Below are 24,001 nucleotides of genomic sequence, written 5' to 3' on the forward strand. Positions count from 1 at the left end.
TGAACCTCAGCGGCGCCAGCGCGGCCGCGCCAGCATCCCCGTGGCGCGGGTCTTGCCCTTCTCCCCGAACACCAGCTCGGAGAGCGCCTCGTAGATCTCCTCGGGGCGCGGCATGTAGTCGATCCGGTTGAGCGCCTGGATCTGCCCCGCCGACTCGACGATCATCGTGCCGTAGCCGAACATGCGGCCGCCCAGCGTGCGCTGGAACGTGAGGTCGGTGACCTTGCTCAGCGGCATCATCTTGACGTTGTGGACGATGATCCCCTCGGCGAGCATCACGCGCTTGTCGGTGATCACGATGCGCTCGATCCACCACAGGATCGTCAGCACGGTGAACCGCAGCACGGCGACGAGGCCGAGGTAGAACGTGACGTTGTCGGCGACGACCGCCCCGAACGACGGCTCGCCGGAGGCGGGGGTGTTCGGCTCGATCCACAGCTGGACGATCACCAGCAGGAGCAGGAACAGCGCCGTCTCGGCGAGGTGCCTCATCATCACGGCCCAGTGCTGGCGCACACGGATGACCCGCCGCTCCGTCGGGAGCAGGTACTCGTCGATCTCGCGGGGGGCGAGCACGGCCTACACGAGCTCGGTGAAGAACGTGACGAGCGAGTTCGCGGCGTTGGTGAGGATGTTGCCGATGTTCTGCACCGACTGGGCCGCACTGCCCGGCTGAGTGACCACGAAGAAGATCAGCAACGCGAGCGCGAGCAGTCCGACGATCTTCCTGACGTTCACCCGTACCACCGTTCCGAGCCGAAGTGGGGACTGTCCCTGTCCTGATTTCTACAGCACCCGCGCAAGTCAGGGTATCCGGCACGCGGGCCAGTACGGTGCTCGTTCGTGACCGAACGTAACGATCTGATTGCCTGTGTGGGGGGTCTGGCCTACGACGACGCGGGGCGGCTGCTGCTGATCCGCCGCGGAAACGAGCCGGGTCGCGGGCTGTGGTCGGTGCCCGGCGGGCGCGTCGAGGCCGGTGAGGACGACGCGGCCGCCCTGGTGCGCGAGATGCGCGAGGAGACCGGCCTCGACGTGGCCCCCGGTCGCCTGATCGGCCGAGTGACCCGCGGGCCGTACCGGATCTCCGACTACGCCTGCACGGTGCTCGGCGGCGCCGTGGCGGCCGGCGACGACGCGCTCGACGCCCGGTGGTGCTCCGCCGCCGACCTCGCCGCGCTCCCCCTCGTCGACGAGCTCGTGGAGACGCTCGCGACGTGGGGGGCGCTGCCCCGCTGAACGATCAGACCTGCGGGGTGGGTCGACCGGCCTGCTCGCCGCCGCGGGCGTCGCCGTAGGACCGCTTCGGGATCATCACCTTGCGCCGGAACGTGCACACGACGGTGCCGTCCTGCTTGTACCCGCGCGTCTCGACGTAGACGACGCCGCGGTCGTCCTTCGACTTCGACGGCGTCTTCTCCAGCACCTCGGTCTCTCCGTAGATGGTGTCGCCGTGGAACGTCGGCTTCGTGTGCTTGAGCGACTCCACCTCCAGGTTGGCGATCGCCTTGCCCGACACGTCCGGCACCGACATCCCCAGCAGCAGCGAGTAGATGTAGTTGCCCACCACCACGTTCTTGCCGAACTCGGTGGTCTCCTCCGCGAAGTGCGCGTCCAGGTGCAGCGGGTGGTGGTTCATCGTGATCAGACAGAAGAGGTGGTCGTCGTACTCGGTGACCGTCTTCCCGGGCCAGTGCTTGTAGACCGCACCGACCTCGAACTCCTCGTAGTACCGCCCGAACTGCAACGTCAACGCCTCCTCAGCCGATGGACTGCCCGAAGGAGTAATCTAGTCAACGGCCCGCCGCCGGGCGGAGTCGTGATCGACACAGGACCTGTGACATTGGTTTGGGAGGTGAGCGCGGTGCCGACGGCACCCGGTTGTAGTAGTCGCCGCGCCTCCGACCGAGCCCGCCGCTAGCGGGTTCCTCCGGGTCCGGGGCGCGTGTTCCGTGCGTTCCGAGCTTCCTGGAGGTACCCCGTGCCGCCGTTGTCCTCGATCCGCCCCGCCATCCGGGCGGCGTCGCGCATCACCACCCGTGTCTCCGAGCCGCTGCTGCCCAAGCTGCGGGTCCCCGTCTCCGCCTACGTCGTCGACTGCGCCGTGTACGTCGACGGCGAGCGCCTGCCCGGCCGCTGGACCCACGACGGCGCCCTCGCCGAGGTGCGCCGCCGCGAGGAGGGGTTCGTCTGGATCGGGCTGCACGAGCCCGACGAGGAGCAGATCACCAGCATCGCCGACGTGTTCGGGCTGCACGAGCTCGCCGTCGAGGACGCCGTGCACGCCCACCAGCGCCCCAAGCTGGAGCGCTACGAGGACATGCTGTTCATGGTCCTCAAGACCGTCTGCTACATCGGCAACGGGCAGCCCACCGCCGAGCACGAGATCGTCGAGACCGGCGAGGTCATGGTGTTCGTCGGTCCCGACTTCGCGATCACCGTCCGGCACGGCAAGCACTCCTCCCTGCGCGACGTCCGGTCCCGGCTCGAGGCCGACCCCGAGCAGCTGGCCCTGGGCCCGGCGGCCGTGCTGCACGCCATCGCCGACCGCGTCGTCGACACCTACCTCGAGGTCACCGAGGCCATCGAGGACGACATCGACGAGCTGGAGGCGCAGGTCTTCACCCCGCGCTCGACGATGGACGCCGAGCAGATCTACGTCATGAAGCGCGAGGTGCTGGAGCTGCGGCGCGCGGTCGTCCCGCTGTCGACGCCGCTGCGCAAGCTCACCGAGGGCTACAGCGCGCTGATCCCGCACGACGTGCGCTCCTACTTCCGCGACGTCGACGACCACCTCGTCACCGTCGTGGAGCGCGTCGCGGGCTTCAACGAGCTCCTGACCACGCTCGTCGACGCCTCGCTGGCGAAGATCACGATGCAGCAGAACAACGACATGCGGAAGATCACCGCGTACGCCGCCCTGATCACGGTGCCCACGATGATCGCGGGGATCTACGGCATGAACTTCGAGTACATGCCGGAGCTGTCGCAGCCGCTCGGCTATCCGGCCGTGCTGCTGTCGATCGTCCTGATCTGCGGTTTCCTGTTCCGCCAGTTCCGGCGCAACCACTGGTTGTGACGCTCGTGGGTCGACGCGCCGCGTCCCGACCACGGCCCTAGCCTGGGGCGCGTGAACGAGCACCGTTCCGATCGCCCCGTCAACCCGCTGCGCCTGCTCCGCCGCCCGGCGTGGGCCGACCAGTCCCCGACCTGGGCCGACGCCAAGCCGGGGATCATCCGGGCCGCGCTGGCCCGGGCGCGGGCCCGGCCGTCGGGGGGCTGGTTCGTGGTGGCCGGGAGCCGGGAGGTCCGGGCCGGGACGACGTTCGGCCGGGTCGTGGCCGGGCGCGAGGTGATCCTGTGGCGCTCCGCCGACGGGACCCTGCACGCGGGCCCCGGCGCCTGCCCGCACCTGGGCGCGGCGCTGTGCGACACCCCCGTGCACGACGGGCGGGTCGTCTGCCGCTGGCACGGGCTCGCGCTGGGCCCCGAGGGGCGCCCGGGCTGGCGCACCTTCCCCGCCCACGACGACGGGGTGCTCGCCTGGGTCCGGCTGGAGGCGGCGGGCGAGGCCGTCACCGAGGCCCCCGTGCTCGGCCCGCGGCCCGACCCGGCCCGCAGCCTGCCGGCGGTCGCCACGGTGATCGGGCGCTGCGAGCCGGAGGACGTGCTGGCCAACCGCCTCGACCCGTGGCACGGCGCGTGGTTCCACCCGTACTCGTTCGCGAACCTGCGGGTGCTCTCGGCGCCCCCGGTCGACTGCCCGCCCGCCGAGGACCGCTTCCTCGTCGAGGTCACCTTCACCCTCGGGCGCCGCCTCGGCGTGCCGGTGAAGGCCGAGTTCACCTGCCCGGACCCCCGCACGATCACCATGGAGATCGTCGACGGCGAGGGCAGCGGGTCGGTCGTCGAGACCCACGCGACGCCGCTGCGCCCCGGCCCCGACGGCCGCCCCCGCACCGCGGTGATCGAGGCCGTCGTGGCCCACTCCGACCGGCCCGGGTTCGAGCACTCGCGCCGGGTGGCGGCCGTGGTCCGCCCGCTGGTCGCGGCCGCCGCGAGGCGGCTGTGGCGCGACGACCTCGACTACGCCGAGCGCCGCTACGACCTGCGTTCCCGCCGCTGACCGGCCCGCCTACTTCGTGAGGTCGAGCCCCTCGGGCGGGGTGGGGGCGTCCGGGTCGGTGCCGGCCGGGACGCCCGGGCTGCGGCCGAGGAAGGTGTGCACGATGTGCTGCTGCCAGCCGGGCATCGTCTGCACGCGGACGTCCTCGAACCCCACCGCCGTCATGCGGCCGGTGAAGGCCTCGACGCCGTCGAAGTCGAGGACGCTGCGCCACAGGTAGCGGTAGAGGTCGGCCGAGCCGGTGCGCATCCGGCCCATCGGGATGATCACGCCCCAGCAGACCGCCGTCCAGACGGCGCGGCTGCGGGCGGAGTCGCGCACCGAGTACTCGTGCACGGCCAGCGGCGCGCCGGGCCGCAGCAGCTCGCGGTAGCGGCGCAGCGCGGCGTTGCGGTCGGTGAGGTTGCGCAGCAGGTAGGCGGCGAGGATGCCGTCGTAGGGCCCGGCGAACTTCACCGGGTCGAGCTCCTCGGCGTTGGCGTGCACGAACCGCACGTTCGACGGCCAGGTCTTGCGGGTGGCCTGCGCCAGCATCTCCGCCGAGGCGTCGACGGCGGTGATCTGGGCCTGCGGGGCCGCGTCGAGCAGGGCGGCGGTGGACGCGCCCGTGCCGCAGCCGAGGTCGAGCAGCCGCAGGCCGTTGCCCCCGCCGGCCAGGCCCATCCGCTTGGCGGAGAGCCGCAGGTGCTCGTGGTAGCCGGGGTTCGAGCCGACCAGCTTGTCGTAGGTGCGCGCGTGCACGTCGAACGACCGCGAGACGTTGCCGGCGTCGATGCGTCCGGGCTGCTGCTTGGGGCTCACGGGACCGATCCTCCCGCACCGGTGGCGACCGGGCGCACCGGTGCGTCGCTCGTGCACCGACCGGGTGGCGCGGACCGCCCCCGGGGCGACCGGGGGCGGATCCGGCTCAGCTCTGCTGGGCCGGGCCCATCGCCAGCTTGGCGAGGAGCTCGCGGGCCTTCTCGGCGTTGCGGGGCTGGCAGAGCACGTCGTAGCGGCCGGCGACCATCTGGCTCGCCGAGGTGAAGTCGCGCCGGCCGCGGGTGGCGCCGTAGCCGACGGCCGCGAAGACCAGCCCGAACACGATGCCGCTCGCCAGGCCGACCAGGATCGGGCCGAAGGTGCCGCCGTCGGTGCCGCTGAACAGGCTCAGCAGCAGCCCGACGAACAGACCGAACCAGGCCCCCGACGCCGCGCCGGACATCAGCACCCGGCCCCACGTCAGCCGGCCGATCACGCGCTCCACCAGCATCAGGTCGACGCCGACGATCGTCACGTCGCGGACCGGGAAGTCGGAGTCGGCCAGGTGGTCGACGGCTCGCTGCGCCTCCTCGTAGGTGGCGTACGAGCCGACCGGCCAGCCGGTGGGCGGGGTCGGCAGGTTGGGCAGGCCGGGCGCGGTGCGCGCGGGCCCGCCGAACGGTGTGCTCATTTCGGGCCTCCGTGGGTGGTGTGTCTGCTTCTACAACGCCTCGGCCTGCACCGTAGTGCCGCAGACGGCACGGATCACACCCGGATCGAGACCTACCGGAGCTTGTACTCCTTCAGCAGACCGCGGCTGATGATCGTCTTCTGGATCTCCGACGTGCCCTCGCCGATGAGCAGGAACGGGGCCTCGCGCATGAGGCGCTCGATCTCGTACTCCTTGGAGTAGCCGTAGCCGCCGTGGATGCGGAACGACTCCTGCGTGACCTCGGCGCAGTACTCGCTGGCGATCAGCTTCGCCATGCCCGACTCGACGTCGAACCGCTCGCCGGAGTCCTTCAGGCGCGCGGCGTTGACCATCATCAGGTGCGCGGCCTCGACCTTGGTGGCCATCTCGGCGAGCTTGAACGCGATCGCCTGGTGCTGGGCGATCGGCTTGCCGAACGTGGAGCGCTGCTGCGCGTACTCGACGGCCAGCTCGAACGCGCGGATCGAGATGCCGCAGGCGCGGGCGGCGACGTTGACCCGGCCCACCTCGACGCCGTCCATCATCTGGGCGAAGCCGCCGCCGCGCTTGCCGCCGAGGATCCGGTCGGCGGGCACCCGGTGGCCCTTGAACACCATCTCTGTGGTGTCGACGCCCTTGTAGCCCATCTTGTCGATCTTGCCGGGGATGATCAGGCCCGGGGCGACCTCGCCGTAGCCGACGGGCTTCTCCACCAGGAAGCAGGTGAGGTTCTGGTACGGCTTGGGCTGGCCCTCGTCGGTCTTGACCAGCACCGCGGTGAGCGTGGACGTGCCGCCGTTGGTCAGCCACATCTTGGCGCCGTCGATGACGAAGTCGTCGCCGTCCTGCACGGCCTTGGTCTTGATCGCCGCGACGTCGGAGCCGAGGTCGGGCTCGGACATCGAGAAGGAGCCGCGGGTCTCCCCCAGCGCCATCTGCGGCAGGTACTTCTGCTTCTGCTCGTCGGTGCCGTGGTGGGAGATCATGTGCGCCACGATGAAGTGCGTGTTGATCACGCCGGAGACGCTCATCCAGCCGCGCGCGATCTGCTCCACGACCAGCGCGTAGGTCAGCAGCGACTCGCCGAGCCCGCCGAACTCCTCGGGGATGGTGAGCCCGAACAGGCCCATCTCCTTCATCCCGTCGACGATGTCCTGCGGGTAGGCGTCGGCGTGCTCCAGTGCCGTGGCGTGCGGGATGATCTCCTTGTCCACGAACGTCTTGACCGTGGACAGGATCTCCTGCTGGATCTCGGTGAGACCTGCGGTCTGGGCGAGCCTGGCCATGGGTCATTCCTCCGGACGGACGATCGGCCGCCGGGGTGCGTCCCGGCGCTGGGTACTGGTTGGTAAGTATCCCGTCCGGCGCGGCCACCGCGCGCGACGGACCCTGTGAAGCTCCCCACCTCCTACGGTGGCCCGATGACCCCGCTCTCGCCGCGGCTCGCGACGATCGTCGACGCGCTGCCGCTGACCCCGGGGATGCGGGTGCTGGAGATCGGTTGCGGGCCCGGCGCGGCGGCGCGGGCCGTGGCGGACCGGCTGACCACGGGGCACGTCGTCGCGATCGACCGCTCGGCCGCCGCGGTGGCCGCCGCCCGCCGCGCCTGCGCCGGGGAGATCGCGGCCGGGCGGCTCGACGTGCGGCTGGCCGCGATCGAGGACTTCGTCCGGGAACCGGACGAGCCCCCGTTCGACCTCGTGTTCGCGGTGCGGGTGGGCGTGCTGGACGGCCGGCACCCGGGGACGGCGGCCCGGGCCCGGATCACGGCCGCGCTCGCGCCGGGCGGACGGGTGTTCGTCGACGGCCGGGAGGTCCGCCCGCCCGGGTGAGGTCAGCTCTCCGGCGGGGTCCACCTGTCGGTGCGCTCCATGCCCGCGGCCCGGCCCTTGCCCGAGATCACCAGGGCCATCTTGCGGCTGGCCTCGTCGATCATCTCGTCGCCGATCATCGCCGCGCCGCGCTTGCCGCCCGCCTCGGAGGTGAAGTACTCGTAGGCGTCGAGGATGTTCTCGGCGTGGTCGTAGTCGCTCTGCAGCGGGCTGTAGGTCTCGTTGGCCGCGTCGATCTGGCCGGGGTGCAGCACCCACTTGCCGTCGAAGCCGAGCGCGGCGGAGCGGCCGGCGACGCGGCGGTAGCCGTCGACGTCCTTGATCTGCAGGTACGGCCCGTCGATGGCCTGCTTGTCGTAGGCCCGCGCCGCCATGAGGATGCTCATGAGGATGTGGTGGTAGGCGTCGCCCACGTCGTAGCCGGGGGGCTGCTCGCCCACGACGAGGCTCTTCATGTTGATGCTGGCCATGAAGTCGGCCGGGCCGAAGATGATGGTCTCCACGCGCGGCGAGGCGGCGGCGATGGCGTTGATGTTGGTCAGGCCCAGCGCGTTCTCGATCTGCGCCTCGATGCCGATCTTCCCGATCTCGTAGCCCATGGACTTCTCGATCTGGGTGAGCAGCAGGTCCAGCGCCACGACCTGCTCGGCCGTCTGCACCTTCGGCAGCATGATCGCGTCGAGGTTCGCGCCCGCACCCTCGACGACCTCGGTGACGTCGCGGTAGGTCCACTCGGTGGTCCAGTCGTTCACGCGGACGACCCGGATCTTGTCCTCCCAGCCGCCCTCGTTGAGCGCCGAGACGATGGTCTTGCGGGCGCCGGGCTTGGCCAGCGGCGCGCACGCGTCCTCGAGGTCGAGGAAGACCTGGTCGGCCGGCAGCGTCCGAGCCTTGTCGATGAACTTCTGACTCGACCCCGGCACGGCCAGGCACGAGCGGCGGGGGCGGATCTGGTTCGTCATCTTCTGGAGGCTCCTCGTCGACGTCGGCGGGTGGAAGTGGATGCTGGCACGGAGTGCCGCTGCGCGACCCCCCGGGGTGATGGGCTTCTCACCCGCCCGGGCGCAGCATCCCGGACAGCAGGTCGTCGAACATGCGGTGCAGCTCAGCGGGAGCGGGCACCGGCCGCCCGTCGACCGCGGTGACGAACTGCAGCCCCTCCATGAACGCCAGCACCTGCCGGGCGTGCCGGTCGGGATCGGTCGACCCCGCGGCCGCGAGCACCGCGCGGGACCGGGCGTTCAGCGCGTCGCTCTCGGCGTCGAACCGCAGGCGCAGCTCCGGGCGGCGGGTCGACTCCAGGGCGAGCTCGTAGCGGGCGATCGCCCGGCTCCGGTCCTCGACGAGCACCCGGCGGAACGCGGCGGCCATCGTCGCGGCCAGGTTGCCGCCGGTCGCCGCCTGCTCGATCCCGGCGTGCGCGGCGAGGTCGAGCTCGGCCATCCGCGCGAGCGCCAGCTCCAGCAGGGCGGCGCGGCTGCGCGCGAGGTTGGAGGTCGACCCGGGCGGGAGCCCCGCCCGCTCGTCGACGGCGCGGTGGGTCAGCGCCCGGCTCCCCGACTCGGCGAGCACCGCGATCGCGGCGTCCCCGAGGCGTCTGCCCCGCGGCGTCAGCTCCATCGGGATCCCCTGCTGTGCACCGCGAGATGGTCGCCCACCCGTCCGGCCCCGGCACCGCCGGGGGCGCGCTACGGCAGGGCCACCAGCTCGCCGCGGGCCACCGCCGTCACCGTGCCCCACACCGACGTGCGGACGGCCGCCCCGGCGTCGGCGTGCACCAGCACCCCGAGCGTCGACGGGCGGCCGATCTCCGCGCCCTGGGCCACCGTGAAGCCGGTCTGCCCGTCGGCGGCCAGCACGCCGCGGTCGACGAGGAACACCGCCAGCGCGACGGCCGCGGACCCGGTGGCCGGATCCTCGGAGACACCCACGTCGGGGGCGAACATCCGCACGTGCGCGGCCGACGCGGCGGCGTCGACCGACACCACCGTCAGCCCGACGAGCCCCTCGGTGAGCGCGCGGACCGCCGCCGGGTCCGGCTGCGCCCTGGCCACCGCGTCCGGCGCCACGACGAGGAACGCGTACGGCACCCCGGCGCCCGCCACCCCGGCCGGGACGGCGGCGTCCACGTCGGACGGGGAGAGGCCGACCGCGGCGGCCAGCGCGGCGCCGTCGAGCGCGGGGCCGATCTCCGGCGCGCCGCCGGTGACCTGCGCGCCGTGGTCGTCGACCCGCACCGGGAGCAGCCCGGCCCCGCACTCCTGCACGACGTCGCCGATGGAGATCAGCCCGTCACGGGCCAGCACCCACGCCGCCCCGACGCTGGGGTGCCCGGCGAAGGGCAGCTCGCGACCGGGCGTGAAGATCCGCACCCGGTAGTCGGCGTCGCCGGTGGGCGGCAGCGGGAACACCGTCTCCGACAGGTGGAACTCCCCCGCTATCGCCTGCATCTGCTCCGTGGTGAGGTCCAGGCCGCCGTGCACCACCGCGAGCGGGTTGCCCGCGTAGGCGCGGTCGGTGAACACGTCGACGATGTCGTAGCGCAGCACGGCCGGACCCTACGGCCGCGGGACCCTAGGCTGCGCGTCATGGCCTCCTCCGACCGCGTCTTCGTCGCACGCCTGGTCGGCCTGTCGGTGTTCGGCCCCGACGGCGAGCGGATCGGGCGGGTGCGCGACGCCGTCGTCACCGTGCGGGTCGACGCGAGCCCGCCGCGGGTGCTCGGGCTCGTCGTCGAGATGGTGACGCGGCGGCGGATCTTCGTGCCGATGCTGCGCGTCACCTCGATCGACCCCAGCGCGGTCACGCTGGCCACCGGCTCGGTGAGCCTGCGCGGGTTCGCCCAGCGCCCCAACGAGACGCTCGTGGTGGGCCAGCTGCTCGACGCGCCCGTCACGATCGTCGAGGGCGACGTGGCCGCGGTGGTCGTCGACGCCGCGATCGAGCCCACCCGCTCGCGCGACTGGGTGATCAGCCGGCTCGCGGTGCGGGCCCGGCGGCACGGCTTCACCCGGCGCGGCCACGTGCGGGAGCTGCCGTGGAGCGCGGTCACCGGGCTGTCGCTCACCGACCGGCAGGGCACCGCGGGCCTGCTCGCGGTGTTCGAGACGATGCGCGCCGCCGACGTCGCGGCCGCCCTGTCCGAGCTGCCGGCCAAGCGCCAGCACGAGGTCGTGGACTCCCTCGACGACGAGCGCCTCGCCGACGTGTTCGAGGAGATGTCCGACGCCGACCAGCGCGCCCTGCTCGCCCACCTCGACTCCGAGCGCGCCGCCGACGTGCTGGAGGCGATGAGCCCCGACGACGCCGCCGACCTGCTCGGCGACCTGCCCACCGCCGAGTCCGAGGCGCTGCTCGCCCTGATGCAGCCGGGCGAGTCGGCCCCCGTGCGGCGGCTGATGACCTACTCGTCGAACACGGCGGGCGGGCTGATGACCCCGGAGCCGGTGATCCTGCGCCCGGACGCCACCGTGGCCGAGGCGCTCGCCCGGATCCGCAACCCCGACCTGCCCGTCGCGCTGGCGAGCATGGTGTTCGTCTGCCGCCCGCCCGCCGAGACGCCCACCGGGCGCTACCTCGGCTGCGCCCACGTGCAGCGGCTGCTCCGGGAGGCGCCGTACGAGCTGGTGGCGGGCGTCGTCGACAGCGAGCTGGCCCGGCTGTCCCCGGACGCCACGCTCGGCGAGATCGCCCGGTACTTCGCGGCGTACAACCTGGTCGCCGGGCCCGTCGTCGACGACGAGGACCACCTGCTCGGCGCCGTCACCGTCGACGACGTGCTCGACCACCTGCTGCCGCCGGACTGGCGCGACCGGTTCACCGACGAGGCGCCGACGGAGGCCGCAGATGCCTGACGCCCCACGCCGGCGGCTGGACCGCCCCGGCCGCCGACCCTTCGAGCTCGACCCGGACGGCTTCGCCAAGTTCTCCGAGCGTATCGCCCGGTTCCTGGGCACCGGCCGCTTCCTCGCCATCCAGACCGTCATCGTGATCATCTGGATCGCGCTCAACCTGACCGCGGTGTCGCTGCGCTGGGACCCCTACCCGTTCATCCTGCTCAACCTGGCCTTCTCCACCCAGGCCGCCTATGCGGCGCCGCTGATCCTGCTGGCCCAGAACCGGCAGGACGACCGCGACCGGGTGGCGCTCGACGAGGACCGCACCCGCGCCGAGCGCACCAAGGCCGACACCGAGTACCTCGCCCGCGAGCTGGCCGCCCTGCGCCTCGCCGTCGGCGAGATGGCGACCCGGGACTACCTGCGCGGGGAGCTGGACAAGCTGGGCGACCGGCTCGCGGGCGACGCGGGCCGGACCAGACCACCGGGCGACCGACGGGCCTGGTGACCACCGTCCCGGGCCGGTCACGACCGGCACGGCGATGCGGTCCCCGCTACGGCGCGACCGGCTCGGTCTCCGCGACGTACGCGCCTCCGTCCGCCGACCACATCTCCACCAGCAGCGCCGACGTCGTGGAGGCCCGCCGGGACACCGCGGCCGCGGCCCCGAGAGCACGCGCCGGGCCGACCCGCAGCCGCTGCACCGTGCCGTCCGGGAGCACGACGGTCAGCGCACGGTCCGGGTTCCCGGCGGCCAGGAACCCGGCGGCCGCCGGGTGCCCGGGTCCGATCACCAGCACGGCCGCCGAGCCCGGAGCGGCCGGCAGCACCCCCTGCGCGGCGTCCGGGGGAACCGCCGGGCGGCCGTCGGTCCCCACCGTGACCGGGGACAGCGGCGCCAGCGGCGCGGAGAGGAGCGCGGCCGCCACCGGAACTGATGTCGGTGCCTGCGCGGTCGGAGAGGGTGTGGGCGGCACGGACCCCGGCGTCGGCACCGGATCGGCACCGGACACCGGAGCCGACCCCGTCGACGGCACCGGATCCGACGGCTCCACCGGATCGGAGCCGGGCGACGGCGCCGGATCCGGCGCGGCATCGGGACGTGCCACCGGATCGGACCCGGACGACGGAGCCGGCCCGGCATCGGGAGGCGCCACCGGGGCGGGCCCGGACGGGGCCACCGGATCGGGCCCGGCCACCGGAGCCCCCGCCGGATCGGGCCCGGACGGGGCCGGCGCGTCCGGCACCGCCACCGGGACCGGGCCGGTCGTCGGCACGGGCACCTCGAGACCGACCGCGCCGGGATCGGGGACCGCGATCCACGGGAGGGCGTCCGGGACGGTGCCGTCGACGATCCCGGCGACCGGAGGGCCGACCGGCCCGCCGGGTCCGGTGCCGGCCGGCGGCCCCGGCACGACGGGCACCTTCCCGATCGCGGCTGCCGATCCCGCGCCCGGACCGGGCTCCGCCGCCCACCCACCGGCCACCGCCATCACCGCGCTGCCCGCGGCGACGAGCCCGAGCAGGGTCGAGACGAGCAGCCTGCGCCTGCGGGCGGCCCGCTTCCCGGCGACGCGGACGACCACGTGCCCGGCCGGGACGTCCACGAGCTGGACCGTGCCGCCGGGCGTGACCTGCCAGCACCGCACCGGTCGCGCCACGCACCACTGCACCGGGCTCGGCGCCGGCACCCACCGCACAACGATCGCGGGCGGGCGGCGGACGAGCTCCCCACCCGGTCGACCGGGACCCTGACCTCCCGCCCGCTCTCCGGGCCGGGTGCGGGACGCCGGGCTCACGGGCCGGACGGCGGCGGGTCGGCCACGGCCGTCGTCGGTGCCACCACGGCGGTCGCGGAGGCGGGGGTGCCCGGCGCGGCGGCCACCCGGGCCTGCGGCGCGGAGGATGCAGCGGCACTCGAGGACGGCGCCGCCGCGGGGACCGGCGCGGCGGCGGGCTGGGGGGTGCGCGAGGTCGGGGCCGGGGCGGGCGCCGGGGCCGGAGCGGGGGCGGGTGCCCGGGTCGGGACGGGCGTCGGCGTCGGCGGGACCGTGGACGGCGAGCCGGTCGGGCCGGTGGTGGCGGCGGGCACCGCCGGGGAGGGCACCGCAGCGACCGGCACCGCCGCGGCGGGTGGCACCGCAGCGACGGGCGGCACCGCAGCGACGGGCGGCACCGCCACGACCGGCCCGGTGACGACCACGCCGCCGCCCGGCCCCGGGACCGCGACCGTCACCGGGACGGTCACGGGGACCGGTGCGGCAGGGGCCGCGAAGTCATCACCGGCCGGCGGGGCGACCGGGCCGAGGCGCGGCGCGGTGACCTCCCCGAGGAGTCCGTCGCGCAGCGATCCGGGCAGCGCGGCGGGCCGCGTCGCACCGAGGTAGTCGTCCCCGCGGTAGCGCACCGAGGCCACCTGGACCGGCCTGCCCCGACGCGGCGCGTTGACCATCCGCCCGTCGCCCAGGTAGAGCCCGACGTGGTGGACGCGGTCGGGCGTCCCGTAGAAGACCAGGTCACCGGGCAGCAGCGGCGATCCCGCCGGCACGTGCGGTCCGGCGTTCCACTGGGTCTGGGCCGTGCGCGGCAACCGGATCCCGGCCGCAGCGTAGGCGGCGGTGGTGAGGCCGGAGCAGTCGAAGCCGCCCTCCCCGGCGGCCGGACCGTCACCGCCCCACAGGTAGGGCACACCGATCTGGGCGAGGGCGTGGTCGATGGCGATCCGCACGCGCTCGTCGGGGGCGTCGGTCGTGTAGACGACCGGCTGCGCGGGGTCCGCGGACGGGGCGTCCGGCGCCCGCGAGCCGACGAGCAGGGGTGCAGCCGGCAGGTCGCCGGTCTCCGCGGACGGAGCCGTCGGGACCGGTGCCGCGACGGACCCCGCCGCGGTCGCCGTGGCCCCGGCGGCGGACGCCGCTCCGCCCGGGGCCGGGCACAGCGCGGCGACCACCAGGAGCGCCATCCAGCCGACGCGGTCGCGGGTCCTCGACTCCGCGGCCGGACCGGGCGCGCGCCGGCTCATCGGGCGTACGACCGCAGGACGTCCTGCGTCGCGGGGTCGGCGTCGAGGTTGCCCAGGTCGCAGCCGCTCCCGCCGGGCTGCCACGCCCAGCCGAACGCCCCGACGTAGCCCACGTCCGTGGCGGTGTAGGCGGCCGCCTTGTCCGCGAAGCGGGCGGCGCGGGACTCGAAGCCGGCGCAGCCGGGCCCGGCGTCGATCCCGAACTCGCCGACGATCACCGGCTTGCCCGCCGCGCCGGCTCGGACGCCGGGCCCGTGGTTGGACTCGACCTCGTCCATGTCGTACTCGTGCATCGAGGCGATGTCGACGCCCGGCGACTCGTGCACGTCGCGGAAGTTGTCCTCGCCGTCGAGCCAGTACGGGGCCACCGTGCCGGAGGAGAACAGCCGGTCCGGGTCGATGCGGTCGGCGACCGCACCCATGTCGTCGAAGAACCGCCGCAGCGCTCCGCCCTCGTAGGCGGGCTCGTTGAAGAACTCGAACCACGCGATGGCGTTCTCGCCGCGGTAGCGCTCCAGCAGCGTGGTCATGTGCCGCTGGTACCCGGCGCGCTCCTCGGGATCGGCGAACCAGCCCGCGTCCTTGTCGTTCTCCCCGCACCCGCCGATCGCGTCGTCGAGGGTGATGGTCAGGTAGACGTCGTGCGCCGTCGCGGACGCGACGGCGGCGTCGAGCCGGGCGATGTCCCAGCCGTCGTAGAAGAACAGGCGGACGGCGCCGTGGCCGTCGTGACGCATGCCGGCGAACCAGGCGTCGACGTCCTGCGCGGTCATCTCCTCGTCGCCGTCGCCGCAGTCGCCGGACCAGACGAAGGAGTTGTAGCCGAGGAACCACCACGGCACCCCGTCGCGCATGATCCGGTCGCCCTGCACCGTGATCGGCCGCATGTCGCCGGGCGCGGCGGGGGGCCCGGGCAGCGCGGCGCCCGGGAGCGTCACCGGGGACGGTGCCGACGACCGGGTCGACGGGAGCGGGTCCGACGGGAGCGGGTCCGTCGGCGCTGTCGGGTCCGTCGGGTCCGTCGGCACCGGTCGGGTGGTCGGGACCGTCGCGGACGGGGGCGCCACGGGGACCGCGGGCCGGACCGGGGCCACCGTGACCGGTGCGGGGGTCCCGGTCGGCGGCGGGGTGGCCGCCCCGGGGAGCACCGCCACGGACGCCGTCGGCGGCACCGGCAGGCCGGGCACGGGCACGGCCGCATCGATCGTCCCGTCCGGGGGGGAGCGGGCACTCCGCGACGACCGCGCACCCCGGGGTCCGCGCCCCCGCCCGCAGGGTGGTCGGCGTGACCGCGGGCGAGGCGCAGGCGAGGGTGGCGGCGATCCCGGCGACCAGCAGCGCGCGGCTCACGGTCGTGGTGCGGCGCATGGTTCGTTCCCCCCGGATCGTGGAGGGGCCGATGCGGACGATCAGCCCGCCGCACACGGTGCCCGCCGCCCGGCGACGGCAGCAGCCGTGTCTGGGGTGGGTCGGAACCCCCCGTTTGGAGGTGCGGCGTTCCGCGGCCGCGCCGGGACGTCAGCCGTCGAGCAGGCGGCTGATCCGCTCCAGGGCGCACAGGTCGTCGACGTCGAGGCGGGCGACGAAGTGCCGCAGCACGCCCGCGAGGTGCGTGCGCGAGGCCACCCGCAGCCGCTGGAAGCCCTCGTCGGTGAGCTCCGCGGCCACACCGCGGCCGTCGCCCTCGACGCGGCTGCGCGCGACGAGCCCGATGCGCTCCATCCGGTCGACGAGCCGCGTCACCCCCGAGCGCGACAGCAGCACGGCGTCGGCCAGCTCGGTCATCCGCAGCCGGCGCCCGGGGGCCTCGGCCAGCTGCACCAGCACGTCGTAGGCGGCCAGGGACAGGTCCTGCTCGGCGACGAGCTCCGACTCCAGGGCCCGCGTGATCGTCGCGTGCGCCCGCAGGAACGCCCGCCACGCCGCCAGCTGGTCCACCGACGGCATGACGCGCGGCGCCGCGGTGTCGGGCACGTCACGGGGGGGCACGTCGAGGGATGGTACGGACCGGCGGGCGGGTCGCGGCGGTCCACGTAGCATGGCGGCGTGTCCACCTCCACTGAGACCAGCACGATCGAGCAGGCCGTCCGCGCTGCTCTGGCCACCGTCGAGGACCCGGAGATCCACAAGCCGATCACCGACCTCGGGATGGTCAAGAGCGTGTCGGTGTCCGCGGACGGGCTCGCGCACATCGGCGTGTACCTCACCGTGGCCGGCTGCCCCATGAAGGACACCATCACCCGGCGGGTCACCACCGCCGTCGCGGCGGTCACCGGGGTCCGCGAGGTCGCGGTCGAGCTCGACGTCATGAACGACGAGCAGCGCACCGAGCTGCGCCGGGGCCTGCGCGGCGACGCGGCGGAGCCCGTCATCCCGTTCGCGCAGCCCGGGTCGCTGACCCGCGTGTACTGCGTGGCGTCGGGCAAGGGCGGCGTCGGCAAGTCCTCGGTCACCGTCAACCTGGCCGCGTCGATGGCCGCCCGCGGCCTGTCCGTGGGCGTGGTCGACGCCGACATCTACGGGCACTCGATCCCGCGGATGCTGGGCACCACCACGCTGCCCACCAAGGTCGACGACATGATCATGCCGCCGCAGGCGCACGACGTGAAGGTCATCTCGATCGGGATGTTCACGCCGGGCAACGAGGCCGTCGTGTGGCGCGGCCCGATGCTGCACCGCGCGCTGCAGCAGTTCCTCGCCGACGTGTTCTGGGGCGACCTCGACATCCTGCTGCTCGACCTGCCCCCGGGCACCGGCGACATCGCGATCTCCACCGCGCAGCTCATCCCCAACGCCGAGCTGCTCGTCGTCACCACGCCGCAGCAGGCCGCGGCGGAGGTCGCCGAGCGCGCCGGGTCGATCGCGCTGCAGACCAAGCAGCGCATCGCGGGCGTCGTCGAGAACATGTCGTGGATGGAGCTGCCCGACGGCTCGCGCATGGAGGTCTTCGGGTCCGGCGGCGGGCAGACCGTGGCCGACTCGCTCACCCGCGCGATCGGCGCCCCGGTGCCGCTGCTCGGCCAGATCCCGCTGGAGACGGCGCTGCGCGAGTGCGGCGACGCCGGCACCCCGATCGTGCTGACGCACCCGGAGAGCGCGAGCGCACAGGCCCTGAAGAAGGTGGCCGACAAGCTGACCACCCGGGCCCGGGGACTCGCCGGGATGAGCCTGAACCTGACGCCGGTGAGTCGGTAGACCGTGCGCGGGAACGGCGGCTCCGGCCGCCGTTCCCGCGCACGACCGGTCAGGCGCGCACGGCCTCCGACCACAGGGCCACGCCCTCGTCGACCTGCTCCGCCGTGACGATCAGCGGCGGGATCATGCGGACGACGTTGCCGAACGGGCCGCAGGTCAGCAGCAGCAGGCCGCGCTCGGCCGCGGCCGCGTGCGCCCGGCTCGCCGCCGCCGCGTCGGGTGCGCCCTCGGGCGTGAGGAACTCGTTGCCGACCATCAGGCCCAGGCCGCGGACGTCGGCGATGCCGGGGTGCTCGACGGCGACCTTCCGCAGCCCGTCGAGCAGCCGCAGGCCCTGCTCCCCCGCGTTGGCGACGAGGTTCTCCTCCTGGATGACCTCGAGGGTGGCCAGCGCGGCCGCGCAGGAGACCGCGTTGCCGCCGTAGGTGCCGCCCTGCGAGCCGGGCAGCGCCTTGCTCATGATCGCCTCGGGGGCCGCGATCGCCGACAGCGGGAAGCCCGAGGCCAGCCCCTTCGCGGTGATGAGGATGTCGGGCGTGAGGCCGTCGGTGTGCTGGTGGCCCCAGAACGCACCCGTGCGGCCGTAGCCGGTCTGCACCTCGTCGGCGATGAGCAGGATGCCGTGGGCGTCGGCGCGCTCCCGCAGGCCCCGCAGGAACGCGGGCGGCGTGGGCACGTAGCCGCCCTCGCCGAGCACGGGCTCGATGAGGAACGCCGCGACGTCGCGCGCGGGCGCGGCCGTGACCAGGATCCGGTCGAGCTCCTTGAGGCAGAACGCGACCGCCTCCTCCTCGGTCCAGCCGTAGCGGAACGCGTAGGGGAACGGCGCGAAGGCGACCCCGCCCATCATCGGGCCGATGCCGGCGCGGATCTTCCCGCCCGACGTCGTGAGCGCGGCGGCGCCCATCGTCCGGCCGTGGAAGCCGCCGTCGAAGGCGATGACGGTCTGGCGGCCGGTGGCGTGCCGGGCGAGGCGCACCGACGCCTCGACGGCCTCGCTGCCGGAGTTGAGGAAGAACACGCGGTCGATGCCGGCGGGCAGGACGTCGCCGAGGCGCTCGGTGAGCCGCAGCAGCGGCTGGTGCATGACCGTCGTGTACTGGCCGTGGATCAGCGTCGCGACCTGCTCCTGCGCGGCCGCGACCACCTTCGGGTGGCAGTGCCCGGTGCTGGTGACGCCGATGCCGGCGGTGAAGTCGAGGTGGCGGCGGCCGTCGGTGTCGTACAGGTAGGCGCCCTCGCCGCGCGCGACCTGCACGGGGGTCGCCTGCTGGAGGACGGGGGACAGCCTGGCCATGAGCACTCCTGGTGTTGTCGGATTGTCGACAACGTCGAGGAAAGCACACGGGTCCGCCCCGGGACAAGGCGTCAGGCGCGGAAGAACCCCGCGAGGACCGGCGCGAGGACCTCCTGGTCCACCCCGTGGTCCTCGCCCTCGACCAGACCGACCCGCGCCCCCGGCACCGCCGCGGCGGCCGCGGCGACGCCGTCGCGGAAGAAGTCGGGGCCCGACTCCTCGCTGGAGCAGTGCGCTCTTACGAGAGCACTGCTCTTGACGCAGCACCCCGTCCCGCGCACGATGTGAGCACTGCTCTCGATTCTCGGAGGATCCCGTGCCGCACCGTTCCGACACCGCAGGCGCGGTCGCCCTCGCGGCGGCCGGCGCCCTGTTCGTCCTTTACCCGGCCGTCCGGCCGTACGGCGACCTCGACCCGGCCACGGCGGCGGCCGCGTTCGCCTCGCCCGCCTGGCTCGTCGCCCACCTCGCCGCGGTGGCGGCGTTCCTGCTCACCGGGTTCGGCCTCGTCGCACTGACGCGGGGACGTCGCGGCCTGCGCGTCGCGACGGCCCTGTGGTGGACCGCAGCCGGGGCGACCATCGCCTACTACGGCGCCGAGACGTTCGCGCTGCACGCGCTCGGCGGGCTCGTCACCGACCCGCAGCGGCTCGCCGCGCTCGCGGAGGCCGTCCGGATGGGCCCGGTGCAGGTGACGCTGTTCGGCGCCGGGCTGGCCGGGCTGGCCGTGTCGGCCGTGCTGGTCGCGGTCGCCCTGGGCCGCGACGCCGTGCCGTTCGCCGCGGGCATGGTCCTGTTCCTGCCGCAGTTCTTCGCCCCGCCCGGTCTGCGGATCGCGCACGGCGTCCTGCTCGGCGTCGGCTGCGCGGTGCTGGCGGTGCGGCTCGCGACTAGGCCGGCAGTGAGGGAGCCTGCGCCGGCCGCGTGACCGCGACCGGGGTCAGCAGGCGGGTCACGGCGTCGGCCATGTGCGCCTCCAGGGCGGCGGTGAGGCGGTCGCGGTCACCCGCCCGCACGGCCTCGCACAGCTCGCGGTGCTCGGCGAGCAGCCCGTCCGACGGCGGGGCGGTCTGCTGGAGCGCGGCGAGGCACATGCGGGTCTCGACCAGCAGGCCGTCGGCCATCCGCCGCAGCCGCGGGCTCCCCGACGCCGCGACGAGCTCGGCGTGGAAGGCGTGGTCGGCGTCGGCGATCGCCGCCGGGTCACCCCCGGCCACGGCGGCGGCCATGGCGGCCAGCGCGTCGTCGAGGCGGTCGGCGGCCCCGGCGCGGTCGCCGTCGAGCAGCAGCAGGCCCGCGGCCCGCTCGACCGACGCCCTGGCGTGGTAGATGTCGCGGACGTCGGCGGCGTCGAGGTCGCGGACGAACAGCCCGCGGTGCCGCTCGCTGCGCAGCAGTCCCTCGGCGACCAGCCGCTGCATCGCCTCGCGCAGCGGCCCGCGGCTCACCCCGAGCTTCGCGGCCAGCTCCACCTCGCCGAGCTGGGTTCCGGGCGGGAACGTGCCGCGCATGATCGCGGTGCGGATGCGGTCGGCCACGATCGCCGCGGTGGAGCGGCGCTCGACCGGCTCCAGATCGGTCAGGTCCATCGTCACCTCCCGAACAGCCGGCCCAGTCCCGGACGCGGGCCCCCCGCGCCGGCCAGCCGCAGCCCCTGCCAGATGCTCACCTGGTTGGCCGTGAGCACCGGCTTGCCGACGCGCGCGTCGAGGGCGTCGAGCAGGTCGACGGTGTGCAGCGCGGTGTCGGGCAGCAGCAGCGCCTGCGCGTCGGCGTGGTCGGCCGCCTCGGCGAACGCGAGCACGTCCTCGGCGGGCAGGGTGCCGACCTCCGCCGCGGTGACGATCCCGCGGGCGGACAGCCGCACCACCGTGACGCCGGCCCGGGCGAGGAACGCGACGAACCGCTCCGCGACGTCGTCGGGGTAGGTCGCCCCGACCGCGACGCGGGTGATCCCGAGGTGCGCGCACGCGTCGGCGAACGCGAACGACGTGCTCGACGCCGGGACGCCCGCGGCCGCGCCCAGCGCCTCGACCTGCGCGGCGGCCCCGTCCCAGCCGAAGACGAAGCTGCCGGACGTGCAGGCCCAGACGATCGAGTCGAGCGGCCCGGGGAGCGCCCGGGCCCCCGCCGCGAGGACGTCGTCGCCGCCGATGTCGAGCAGCGCGTCGACGCGGTGGGCGTCCTCGCGCATCTCGGTGTGCACGAGCGGCAGGCGGGGGCCGTCGAGCAGCCGCTCGGCCCGCGGGTAGTCGTCCTCGGCGGAGAAGCCGGGGTACAGGATGCCGACGGTCGTCATGCGCGCTCGTAGACCAGTCGCTCGCCGACGCTGCCGGAGCGCCACACGTCGTGGCAGGCCTCGGCCATCGCGTCGAGGCCGTCGACGATCGCGCCGAACACGTTGCCCGGCACCCAGCCGACGTCGCCGTTGATGAGCAGGTTGTTGCGGCCGTAGAAGATCGCGAGGTCGATGCCGCCCGCCTCGCTGTCGATGCCCTGGTCGGCCTTGAACGCCTCGTCGAGGACGCCGCCGGAGAAGTCGAAGTAGCACAGGTCCCCCGGGATCGGGGTGACGGTGGTGTTCTCGTGGCCGATCCGCGGGCCGAACCGCGGGACGATCGTGTACACCTCGTTGCGCGCGTACTTGGCGTGCTGGGCCGGGCCGGCGAGCGGGCCGTCGGCCGTGGCCTCCCACACCGCGGCGACGGTGCGCGGGGCCTGCTTCTCGAGCAGTTCGGCCACGCACGAGACGCCGCGGCGTTCGAGACGGACGCGCAGGAGCTTGGACAACGGAGATCACCTCGGGTCGGACGCGGAGATTGTTGACAATCATACGAACGCTTCCTAGCGTGTCAATCACCGCCGCCCGCCCCGTCGAGAGGATCATGCACGTGCCCGTTTCCGCAGATCAGGGGCACGATCCCGTCATCACGATCCTGCACTCGGCCGACCGTCCGAAGCACCTCGACGGCCCGAACGTCCGGTTCGTCACCGACGAGACGCTGACGGCCGCGCTCCCCGGCACCGAGATCCTGCTGGTCTGGGACTTCATGTCGACGGCCGTGCGCGACGCGTTCCCGGCCGCCGACTCCCTGCGCTGGGTGCACACCGCGAGCGCGGGCGTCGACCGGCTGACCTTCCCCGCCCTGCTCGACTCCGACGTCGTGCTGACCAACTCGCGAGGGGTGTTCGACACCCCGATCGCCGAGTACGTCACCGGGCTGGTCATCGCGATGGCCAAGGACCTGGCGGGCACGCTCGACGCGCAGGCGAAGGGCGAGTGGCGGCACCGGGAGAGCGAGCGGGTCGGCGGGCGCACCGCCGTCGTCGTCGGCAGCGGGCCGATCGGGCGCGCCACCGCGGCGATGCTGGCCGCGGTCGGCATGCGCGTCGAGCTGGTCGGGCGGCGCGCGGGCGAGGGCGTGCACCCGATCGACGAGCTGCCCGGGCTGCTGCCGCGCGCGGAGTGGCTGGTGCTGGCCGCACCGCTCACCGACACCACCCGCGGGATGCTGAACGCCACGACGCTGGGGCTGCTGCCGCCGCGGGCCCGCGTGATCAACGTCGGCCGCGGCGCGCTCGTCGTGCAGGACGACCTGGTCGCCGCGCTGCGCGACGGCACCGTCGCCGGGGCCGCCCTCGACGTGTTCGAGAAGGAGCCCCTGCCCGCCGACTCCCCGCTGTGGGGCCTGCCGGGCGTCATCGTCTCCCCGCACATGTCGGGTGACATCCTCGGCTGGCGCGACGAGCTGGAGACCCTGTTCGTCGACAACCTCACCCGCTACCGGGCGGGTGAGCCGCTGGCCAACGTCGTGGACAAGACGCTGGGCTTCGTGACGGGAAGTGCTCGATGACCTCCGCCGACCTCACCGCCGTCGAGCTGCTCGAGGCGTACCGCACGGGAGAGCTCTCCCCCGTCGAGGCCACCCGCGACGCGCTCGACCGCATCGAGACCTACGACCCCGTGGTCAACGCGTTCTGCCTCGTCCAGGCCGACGAGGCGCAGGCCGCGGCGAAGGAGTCCGAGGCGCGCTGGCACCGCGGCGAGCCCGAGGGCGCCCTCGACGGCGTCCCGACCTCGATCAAGGACCTGCTGCTCACCGCGGGACGACCCACCCTGCGCGGCTCGCACACGATCGACCCGGCCGGGCCGTGGGACGTCGACGCCCCCGCGGTCGCCCGGCTGCGCGAGCACAACGCCGTGGTCCTCGGCCGCACCACCACCCCCGAGATGGGCTGGAAGGGCGTCACCGACTCGCCGCTGACCGGCGTCACCCGCAACCCGTGGAACCCGGCGCTCACCGCGGGCGGGTCGAGCGGGGGCAGCGCCGCGGCCGTCGCGCTCGGGATGGGTGCGCTCAGCCTCGGCACCGACGGCGGCGGCTCGGTCCGCATCCCGGCCGCCTTCACCGGCACCACCACGATCAAGCCGACCTACGGCCGCGTGCCGAACTGGCCGGCGAGCCCGTACGGGACGCTCGCGCACGTCGGCCCGATGACGCGCAGCGTGGCCGACGCGGCGCTGCTGCTCGACGTGGTCTCCGGCTTCGACCCCCGCGATCCCTGGGCCCTGGCCGCCGGTCCGTCCGCCGTCGACGCCGTCGCGCGGGCCCAGGTCGCCGGGCTGCGCGTCGCGTCCAGCGCCACCCTGGGCTACGTCGACGTCGACCCGGAGGTGGCGGCGGCGTTCGAGTCGGCCGTCGACGTGTTCGCGACGCTCGGCGCGCTGGTCACCGAGGTCGACCCCGGCTTCACCGACCCCGTGGACGCGTTCGAGACGCTGTGGTTCTCCGGCGCGGCGAAGTCGATCGAGCACCTGGGCCCGGAGCAGCGCGCGCGGATGGACCCGGCGCTGGTGGCGATCGCCGAGCAGGGCGCGCGGGCGAGCGCGATCGACTACCTGACCGCGATGGCCGTGCGCAACGACCTCGGGAAGGCGATGGGCGAGTTCCACACCCGCCACTCCCTGCTGCTCACCCCGGCGCTGCCGATCCCGCCGTTCGACGCGGGCGTGGAGGTGCCGGCGGGGTGGCCGCGGGAGCGCTGGACGTCGTGGACGCCGTTCACCTACCCGTTCAACATGACCCAGCAGCCGGCCGCGACCGTGCCCTGCGGGTTCACCCGCACCGGCCTGCCGATCGGCCTGCAGATCGTCGGGCCGCGCCACGCCGACGCCGCCGTGCTCGCCGCCGCGTACGCGTTCCAGTCGACGACCGACTGGCACCTGCGGCGGCCGCGGCCGCCGGTCGGCTAGGGCCGGA

27 protein-coding genes and 1 pseudogene are annotated in these 24,001 nt (G+C 74.3%); 10 read left to right on the forward strand and 18 right to left on the reverse strand.

Annotated features, from left to right (window positions below; translation table 11 throughout):
- Nucleotides 1–6: 6 nt before the first annotated feature.
- On the reverse strand, nt 7–576 hold the full coding sequence (locus H6H00_RS03355; RefSeq protein WP_185719909.1) for a PH domain-containing protein: 570 nt from the start codon (nt 574–576) through the stop codon (nt 7–9).
- A 3-nt stretch (nt 577–579) separates the two neighbouring features.
- On the reverse strand, nt 580–738 hold the full coding sequence (locus tag H6H00_RS03360; protein WP_185719910.1) for a hypothetical protein: 159 nt from the start codon (nt 736–738) through the stop codon (nt 580–582).
- Between the two features lie 105 nt (nt 739–843).
- Here H6H00_RS03360 and H6H00_RS03365 point away from each other — a divergent pair, with 105 nt between their 5' ends.
- The gene (locus H6H00_RS03365; protein ID WP_185719911.1) at nt 844–1,239 is read left to right on the forward strand and encodes an NUDIX hydrolase; all 396 of its coding nucleotides are present in this window, start codon (nt 844–846) and stop codon (nt 1,237–1,239) included.
- A 4-nt stretch (nt 1,240–1,243) separates the two neighbouring features.
- Here the strand turns inward: H6H00_RS03365 and H6H00_RS03370 are convergent, their stop codons facing one another.
- Complete coding sequence (locus tag H6H00_RS03370) at nt 1,244–1,747, reverse strand: MaoC family dehydratase (RefSeq protein WP_185722128.1); 504 nt, start codon at nt 1,745–1,747, stop codon at nt 1,244–1,246.
- 264 nt (nt 1,748–2,011) lie between these two features.
- On the opposite strand from H6H00_RS03370, the gene corA reads away from it, so the two are divergent.
- The gene (gene corA / locus H6H00_RS03375; protein WP_379540075.1) at nt 2,012–3,079 is read left to right on the forward strand and encodes a magnesium/cobalt transporter CorA; all 1,068 of its coding nucleotides are present in this window, start codon (nt 2,012–2,014) and stop codon (nt 3,077–3,079) included.
- 51 nt (nt 3,080–3,130) lie between these two features.
- Nucleotides 3,131–4,126: a DUF5914 domain-containing protein gene (locus tag H6H00_RS03380; RefSeq protein ID WP_185719913.1), complete on the forward strand. Its 996-nt coding sequence runs from the start codon at nt 3,131–3,133 to the stop codon at nt 4,124–4,126.
- A gap of 9 nt (nt 4,127–4,135) precedes the next feature.
- Here the strand turns inward: H6H00_RS03380 and H6H00_RS03385 are convergent, their stop codons facing one another.
- From H6H00_RS03385 to H6H00_RS03395, 3 genes are all read right to left on the reverse strand, one after another.
- Nucleotides 4,136–4,927 (reverse strand): class I SAM-dependent methyltransferase, encoded by a 792-nt coding sequence (locus H6H00_RS03385; protein WP_255425553.1) that lies wholly within the window; start codon nt 4,925–4,927, stop codon nt 4,136–4,138.
- Between the two features lie 106 nt (nt 4,928–5,033).
- Entirely contained in the window at nt 5,034–5,558 is a 525-nt protein-coding gene (locus H6H00_RS03390; protein ID WP_185719914.1) for a YflT domain-containing protein, read from the reverse strand.
- A gap of 92 nt (nt 5,559–5,650) precedes the next feature.
- Complete coding sequence (locus H6H00_RS03395; RefSeq protein ID WP_185719915.1) at nt 5,651–6,844, reverse strand: acyl-CoA dehydrogenase family protein; 1,194 nt, start codon at nt 6,842–6,844, stop codon at nt 5,651–5,653.
- A 135-nt stretch (nt 6,845–6,979) separates the two neighbouring features.
- Between H6H00_RS03395 and H6H00_RS03400 the strand changes: the two genes are divergently transcribed.
- Nucleotides 6,980–7,390: an SAM-dependent methyltransferase gene (locus tag H6H00_RS03400; protein WP_185719916.1), complete on the forward strand. Its 411-nt coding sequence runs from the start codon at nt 6,980–6,982 to the stop codon at nt 7,388–7,390.
- A 2-nt stretch (nt 7,391–7,392) separates the two neighbouring features.
- Here the strand turns inward: H6H00_RS03400 and H6H00_RS03405 are convergent, their stop codons facing one another.
- From H6H00_RS03405 to H6H00_RS03415, 3 genes are all read right to left on the reverse strand, one after another.
- Nucleotides 7,393–8,352 (reverse strand): HpcH/HpaI aldolase/citrate lyase family protein, encoded by a 960-nt coding sequence (locus H6H00_RS03405; protein ID WP_185719917.1) that lies wholly within the window; start codon nt 8,350–8,352, stop codon nt 7,393–7,395.
- Between the two features lie 88 nt (nt 8,353–8,440).
- Complete coding sequence (locus tag H6H00_RS03410; protein ID WP_185719918.1) at nt 8,441–9,010, reverse strand: TetR/AcrR family transcriptional regulator; 570 nt, start codon at nt 9,008–9,010, stop codon at nt 8,441–8,443.
- A gap of 68 nt (nt 9,011–9,078) precedes the next feature.
- Entirely contained in the window at nt 9,079–9,939 is an 861-nt protein-coding gene (locus tag H6H00_RS03415; RefSeq protein WP_185719919.1) for a PhzF family phenazine biosynthesis protein, read from the reverse strand.
- A 39-nt stretch (nt 9,940–9,978) separates the two neighbouring features.
- On the opposite strand from H6H00_RS03415, the gene H6H00_RS03420 reads away from it, so the two are divergent.
- Both H6H00_RS03420 and H6H00_RS03425 read left to right on the forward strand, forming a co-directional pair.
- Nucleotides 9,979–11,244 carry a magnesium transporter MgtE N-terminal domain-containing protein gene (locus H6H00_RS03420; RefSeq protein ID WP_185719920.1) on the forward strand — a complete coding sequence of 422 codons (1,266 nt, stop codon included), beginning with the start codon at nt 9,979–9,981 and terminating at the stop codon, nt 11,242–11,244.
- The gene (locus tag H6H00_RS03425) at nt 11,237–11,734 is read left to right on the forward strand and encodes a DUF1003 domain-containing protein (protein ID WP_185719921.1); all 498 of its coding nucleotides are present in this window, start codon (nt 11,237–11,239) and stop codon (nt 11,732–11,734) included. Before H6H00_RS03420 ends, H6H00_RS03425 begins: the two co-directional genes overlap by 8 nt.
- Before the next feature lie 46 nt (nt 11,735–11,780).
- Here the strand turns inward: H6H00_RS03425 and H6H00_RS03430 are convergent, their stop codons facing one another.
- The 4 genes and pseudogenes from H6H00_RS03430 to H6H00_RS03445 form a co-directional block, all read right to left on the reverse strand.
- Nucleotides 11,781–12,917: a hypothetical protein gene (locus tag H6H00_RS03430; RefSeq protein WP_185719922.1), complete on the reverse strand. Its 1,137-nt coding sequence runs from the start codon at nt 12,915–12,917 to the stop codon at nt 11,781–11,783.
- A 671-nt stretch (nt 12,918–13,588) separates the two neighbouring features.
- Nucleotides 13,589–13,969: pseudogene (locus tag H6H00_RS32115) on the reverse strand (C40 family peptidase); the annotation flags it as partial.
- 275 nt (nt 13,970–14,244) lie between these two features.
- Complete coding sequence (locus tag H6H00_RS03440) at nt 14,245–15,186, reverse strand: glycoside hydrolase 5 family protein (protein ID WP_185719923.1); 942 nt, start codon at nt 15,184–15,186, stop codon at nt 14,245–14,247.
- A 580-nt stretch (nt 15,187–15,766) separates the two neighbouring features.
- Nucleotides 15,767–16,195, reverse strand: coding sequence for a MarR family winged helix-turn-helix transcriptional regulator (locus H6H00_RS03445; RefSeq protein WP_185722130.1), 429 nt, complete (start codon nt 16,193–16,195; stop codon nt 15,767–15,769).
- Nucleotides 16,196–16,294: 99 nt separating this feature from the next.
- Here H6H00_RS03445 and H6H00_RS03450 point away from each other — a divergent pair, with 99 nt between their 5' ends.
- Entirely contained in the window at nt 16,295–17,443 is a 1,149-nt protein-coding gene (locus tag H6H00_RS03450) for an Mrp/NBP35 family ATP-binding protein (RefSeq protein ID WP_185719924.1), read from the forward strand.
- Nucleotides 17,444–17,492: 49 nt separating this feature from the next.
- Here the strand turns inward: H6H00_RS03450 and H6H00_RS03455 are convergent, their stop codons facing one another.
- Entirely contained in the window at nt 17,493–18,740 is a 1,248-nt protein-coding gene (locus H6H00_RS03455; RefSeq protein WP_185719925.1) for an aspartate aminotransferase family protein, read from the reverse strand.
- 71 nt (nt 18,741–18,811) lie between these two features.
- Nucleotides 18,812–19,021, reverse strand: coding sequence for a hypothetical protein (locus H6H00_RS03460; RefSeq protein WP_185719926.1), 210 nt, complete (start codon nt 19,019–19,021; stop codon nt 18,812–18,814).
- Nucleotides 19,022–19,056: 35 nt separating this feature from the next.
- On the opposite strand from H6H00_RS03460, the gene H6H00_RS03465 reads away from it, so the two are divergent.
- Nucleotides 19,057–19,668, forward strand: a complete 612-nt coding sequence (locus tag H6H00_RS03465; protein WP_185719927.1) for a hypothetical protein — start codon at nt 19,057–19,059, stop codon at nt 19,666–19,668.
- On the opposite strand, the gene H6H00_RS03470 is transcribed toward H6H00_RS03465, so the two are convergent.
- From H6H00_RS03470 to H6H00_RS03480, 3 genes are read right to left on the reverse strand one after another with little or no spacing between them, the layout of a single operon-like run.
- On the reverse strand, nt 19,631–20,329 hold the full coding sequence (locus H6H00_RS03470) for a GntR family transcriptional regulator (RefSeq protein ID WP_185719928.1): 699 nt from the start codon (nt 20,327–20,329) through the stop codon (nt 19,631–19,633). The two genes, H6H00_RS03465 and H6H00_RS03470, sit on opposite strands and share 38 nt — an antisense overlap.
- Before the next feature lie 2 nt (nt 20,330–20,331).
- Nucleotides 20,332–21,039 carry a maleate cis-trans isomerase family protein gene (locus tag H6H00_RS03475; protein ID WP_185719929.1) on the reverse strand — a complete coding sequence of 236 codons (708 nt, stop codon included), beginning with the start codon at nt 21,037–21,039 and terminating at the stop codon, nt 20,332–20,334.
- Nucleotides 21,036–21,530 carry a DUF3830 family protein gene (locus H6H00_RS03480; RefSeq protein ID WP_221775778.1) on the reverse strand — a complete coding sequence of 165 codons (495 nt, stop codon included), beginning with the start codon at nt 21,528–21,530 and terminating at the stop codon, nt 21,036–21,038. The genes H6H00_RS03475 and H6H00_RS03480 overlap by 4 nt, the downstream gene beginning before the upstream one ends.
- A gap of 245 nt (nt 21,531–21,775) precedes the next feature.
- On the opposite strand from H6H00_RS03480, the gene H6H00_RS03485 reads away from it, so the two are divergent.
- Together H6H00_RS03485 and H6H00_RS03490 are read left to right on the forward strand one after the other, a co-directional pair.
- A complete protein-coding gene (locus H6H00_RS03485) occupies nt 21,776–22,594 on the forward strand; it encodes a D-2-hydroxyacid dehydrogenase (RefSeq protein WP_379540076.1) in 819 nt (272 codons plus the stop codon).
- On the forward strand, nt 22,591–23,994 hold the full coding sequence (locus H6H00_RS03490; protein WP_185719930.1) for an amidase: 1,404 nt from the start codon (nt 22,591–22,593) through the stop codon (nt 23,992–23,994). Before H6H00_RS03485 ends, H6H00_RS03490 begins: the two co-directional genes overlap by 4 nt.
- Nucleotides 23,995–24,001: the final 7 nt, after the last annotated feature.

Origin of the sequence: Pseudonocardia petroleophila (assembly GCF_014235185.1) — a bacterium.
GTDB lineage: Bacteria > Actinomycetota > Actinomycetes > Mycobacteriales > Pseudonocardiaceae > Pseudonocardia > Pseudonocardia petroleophila.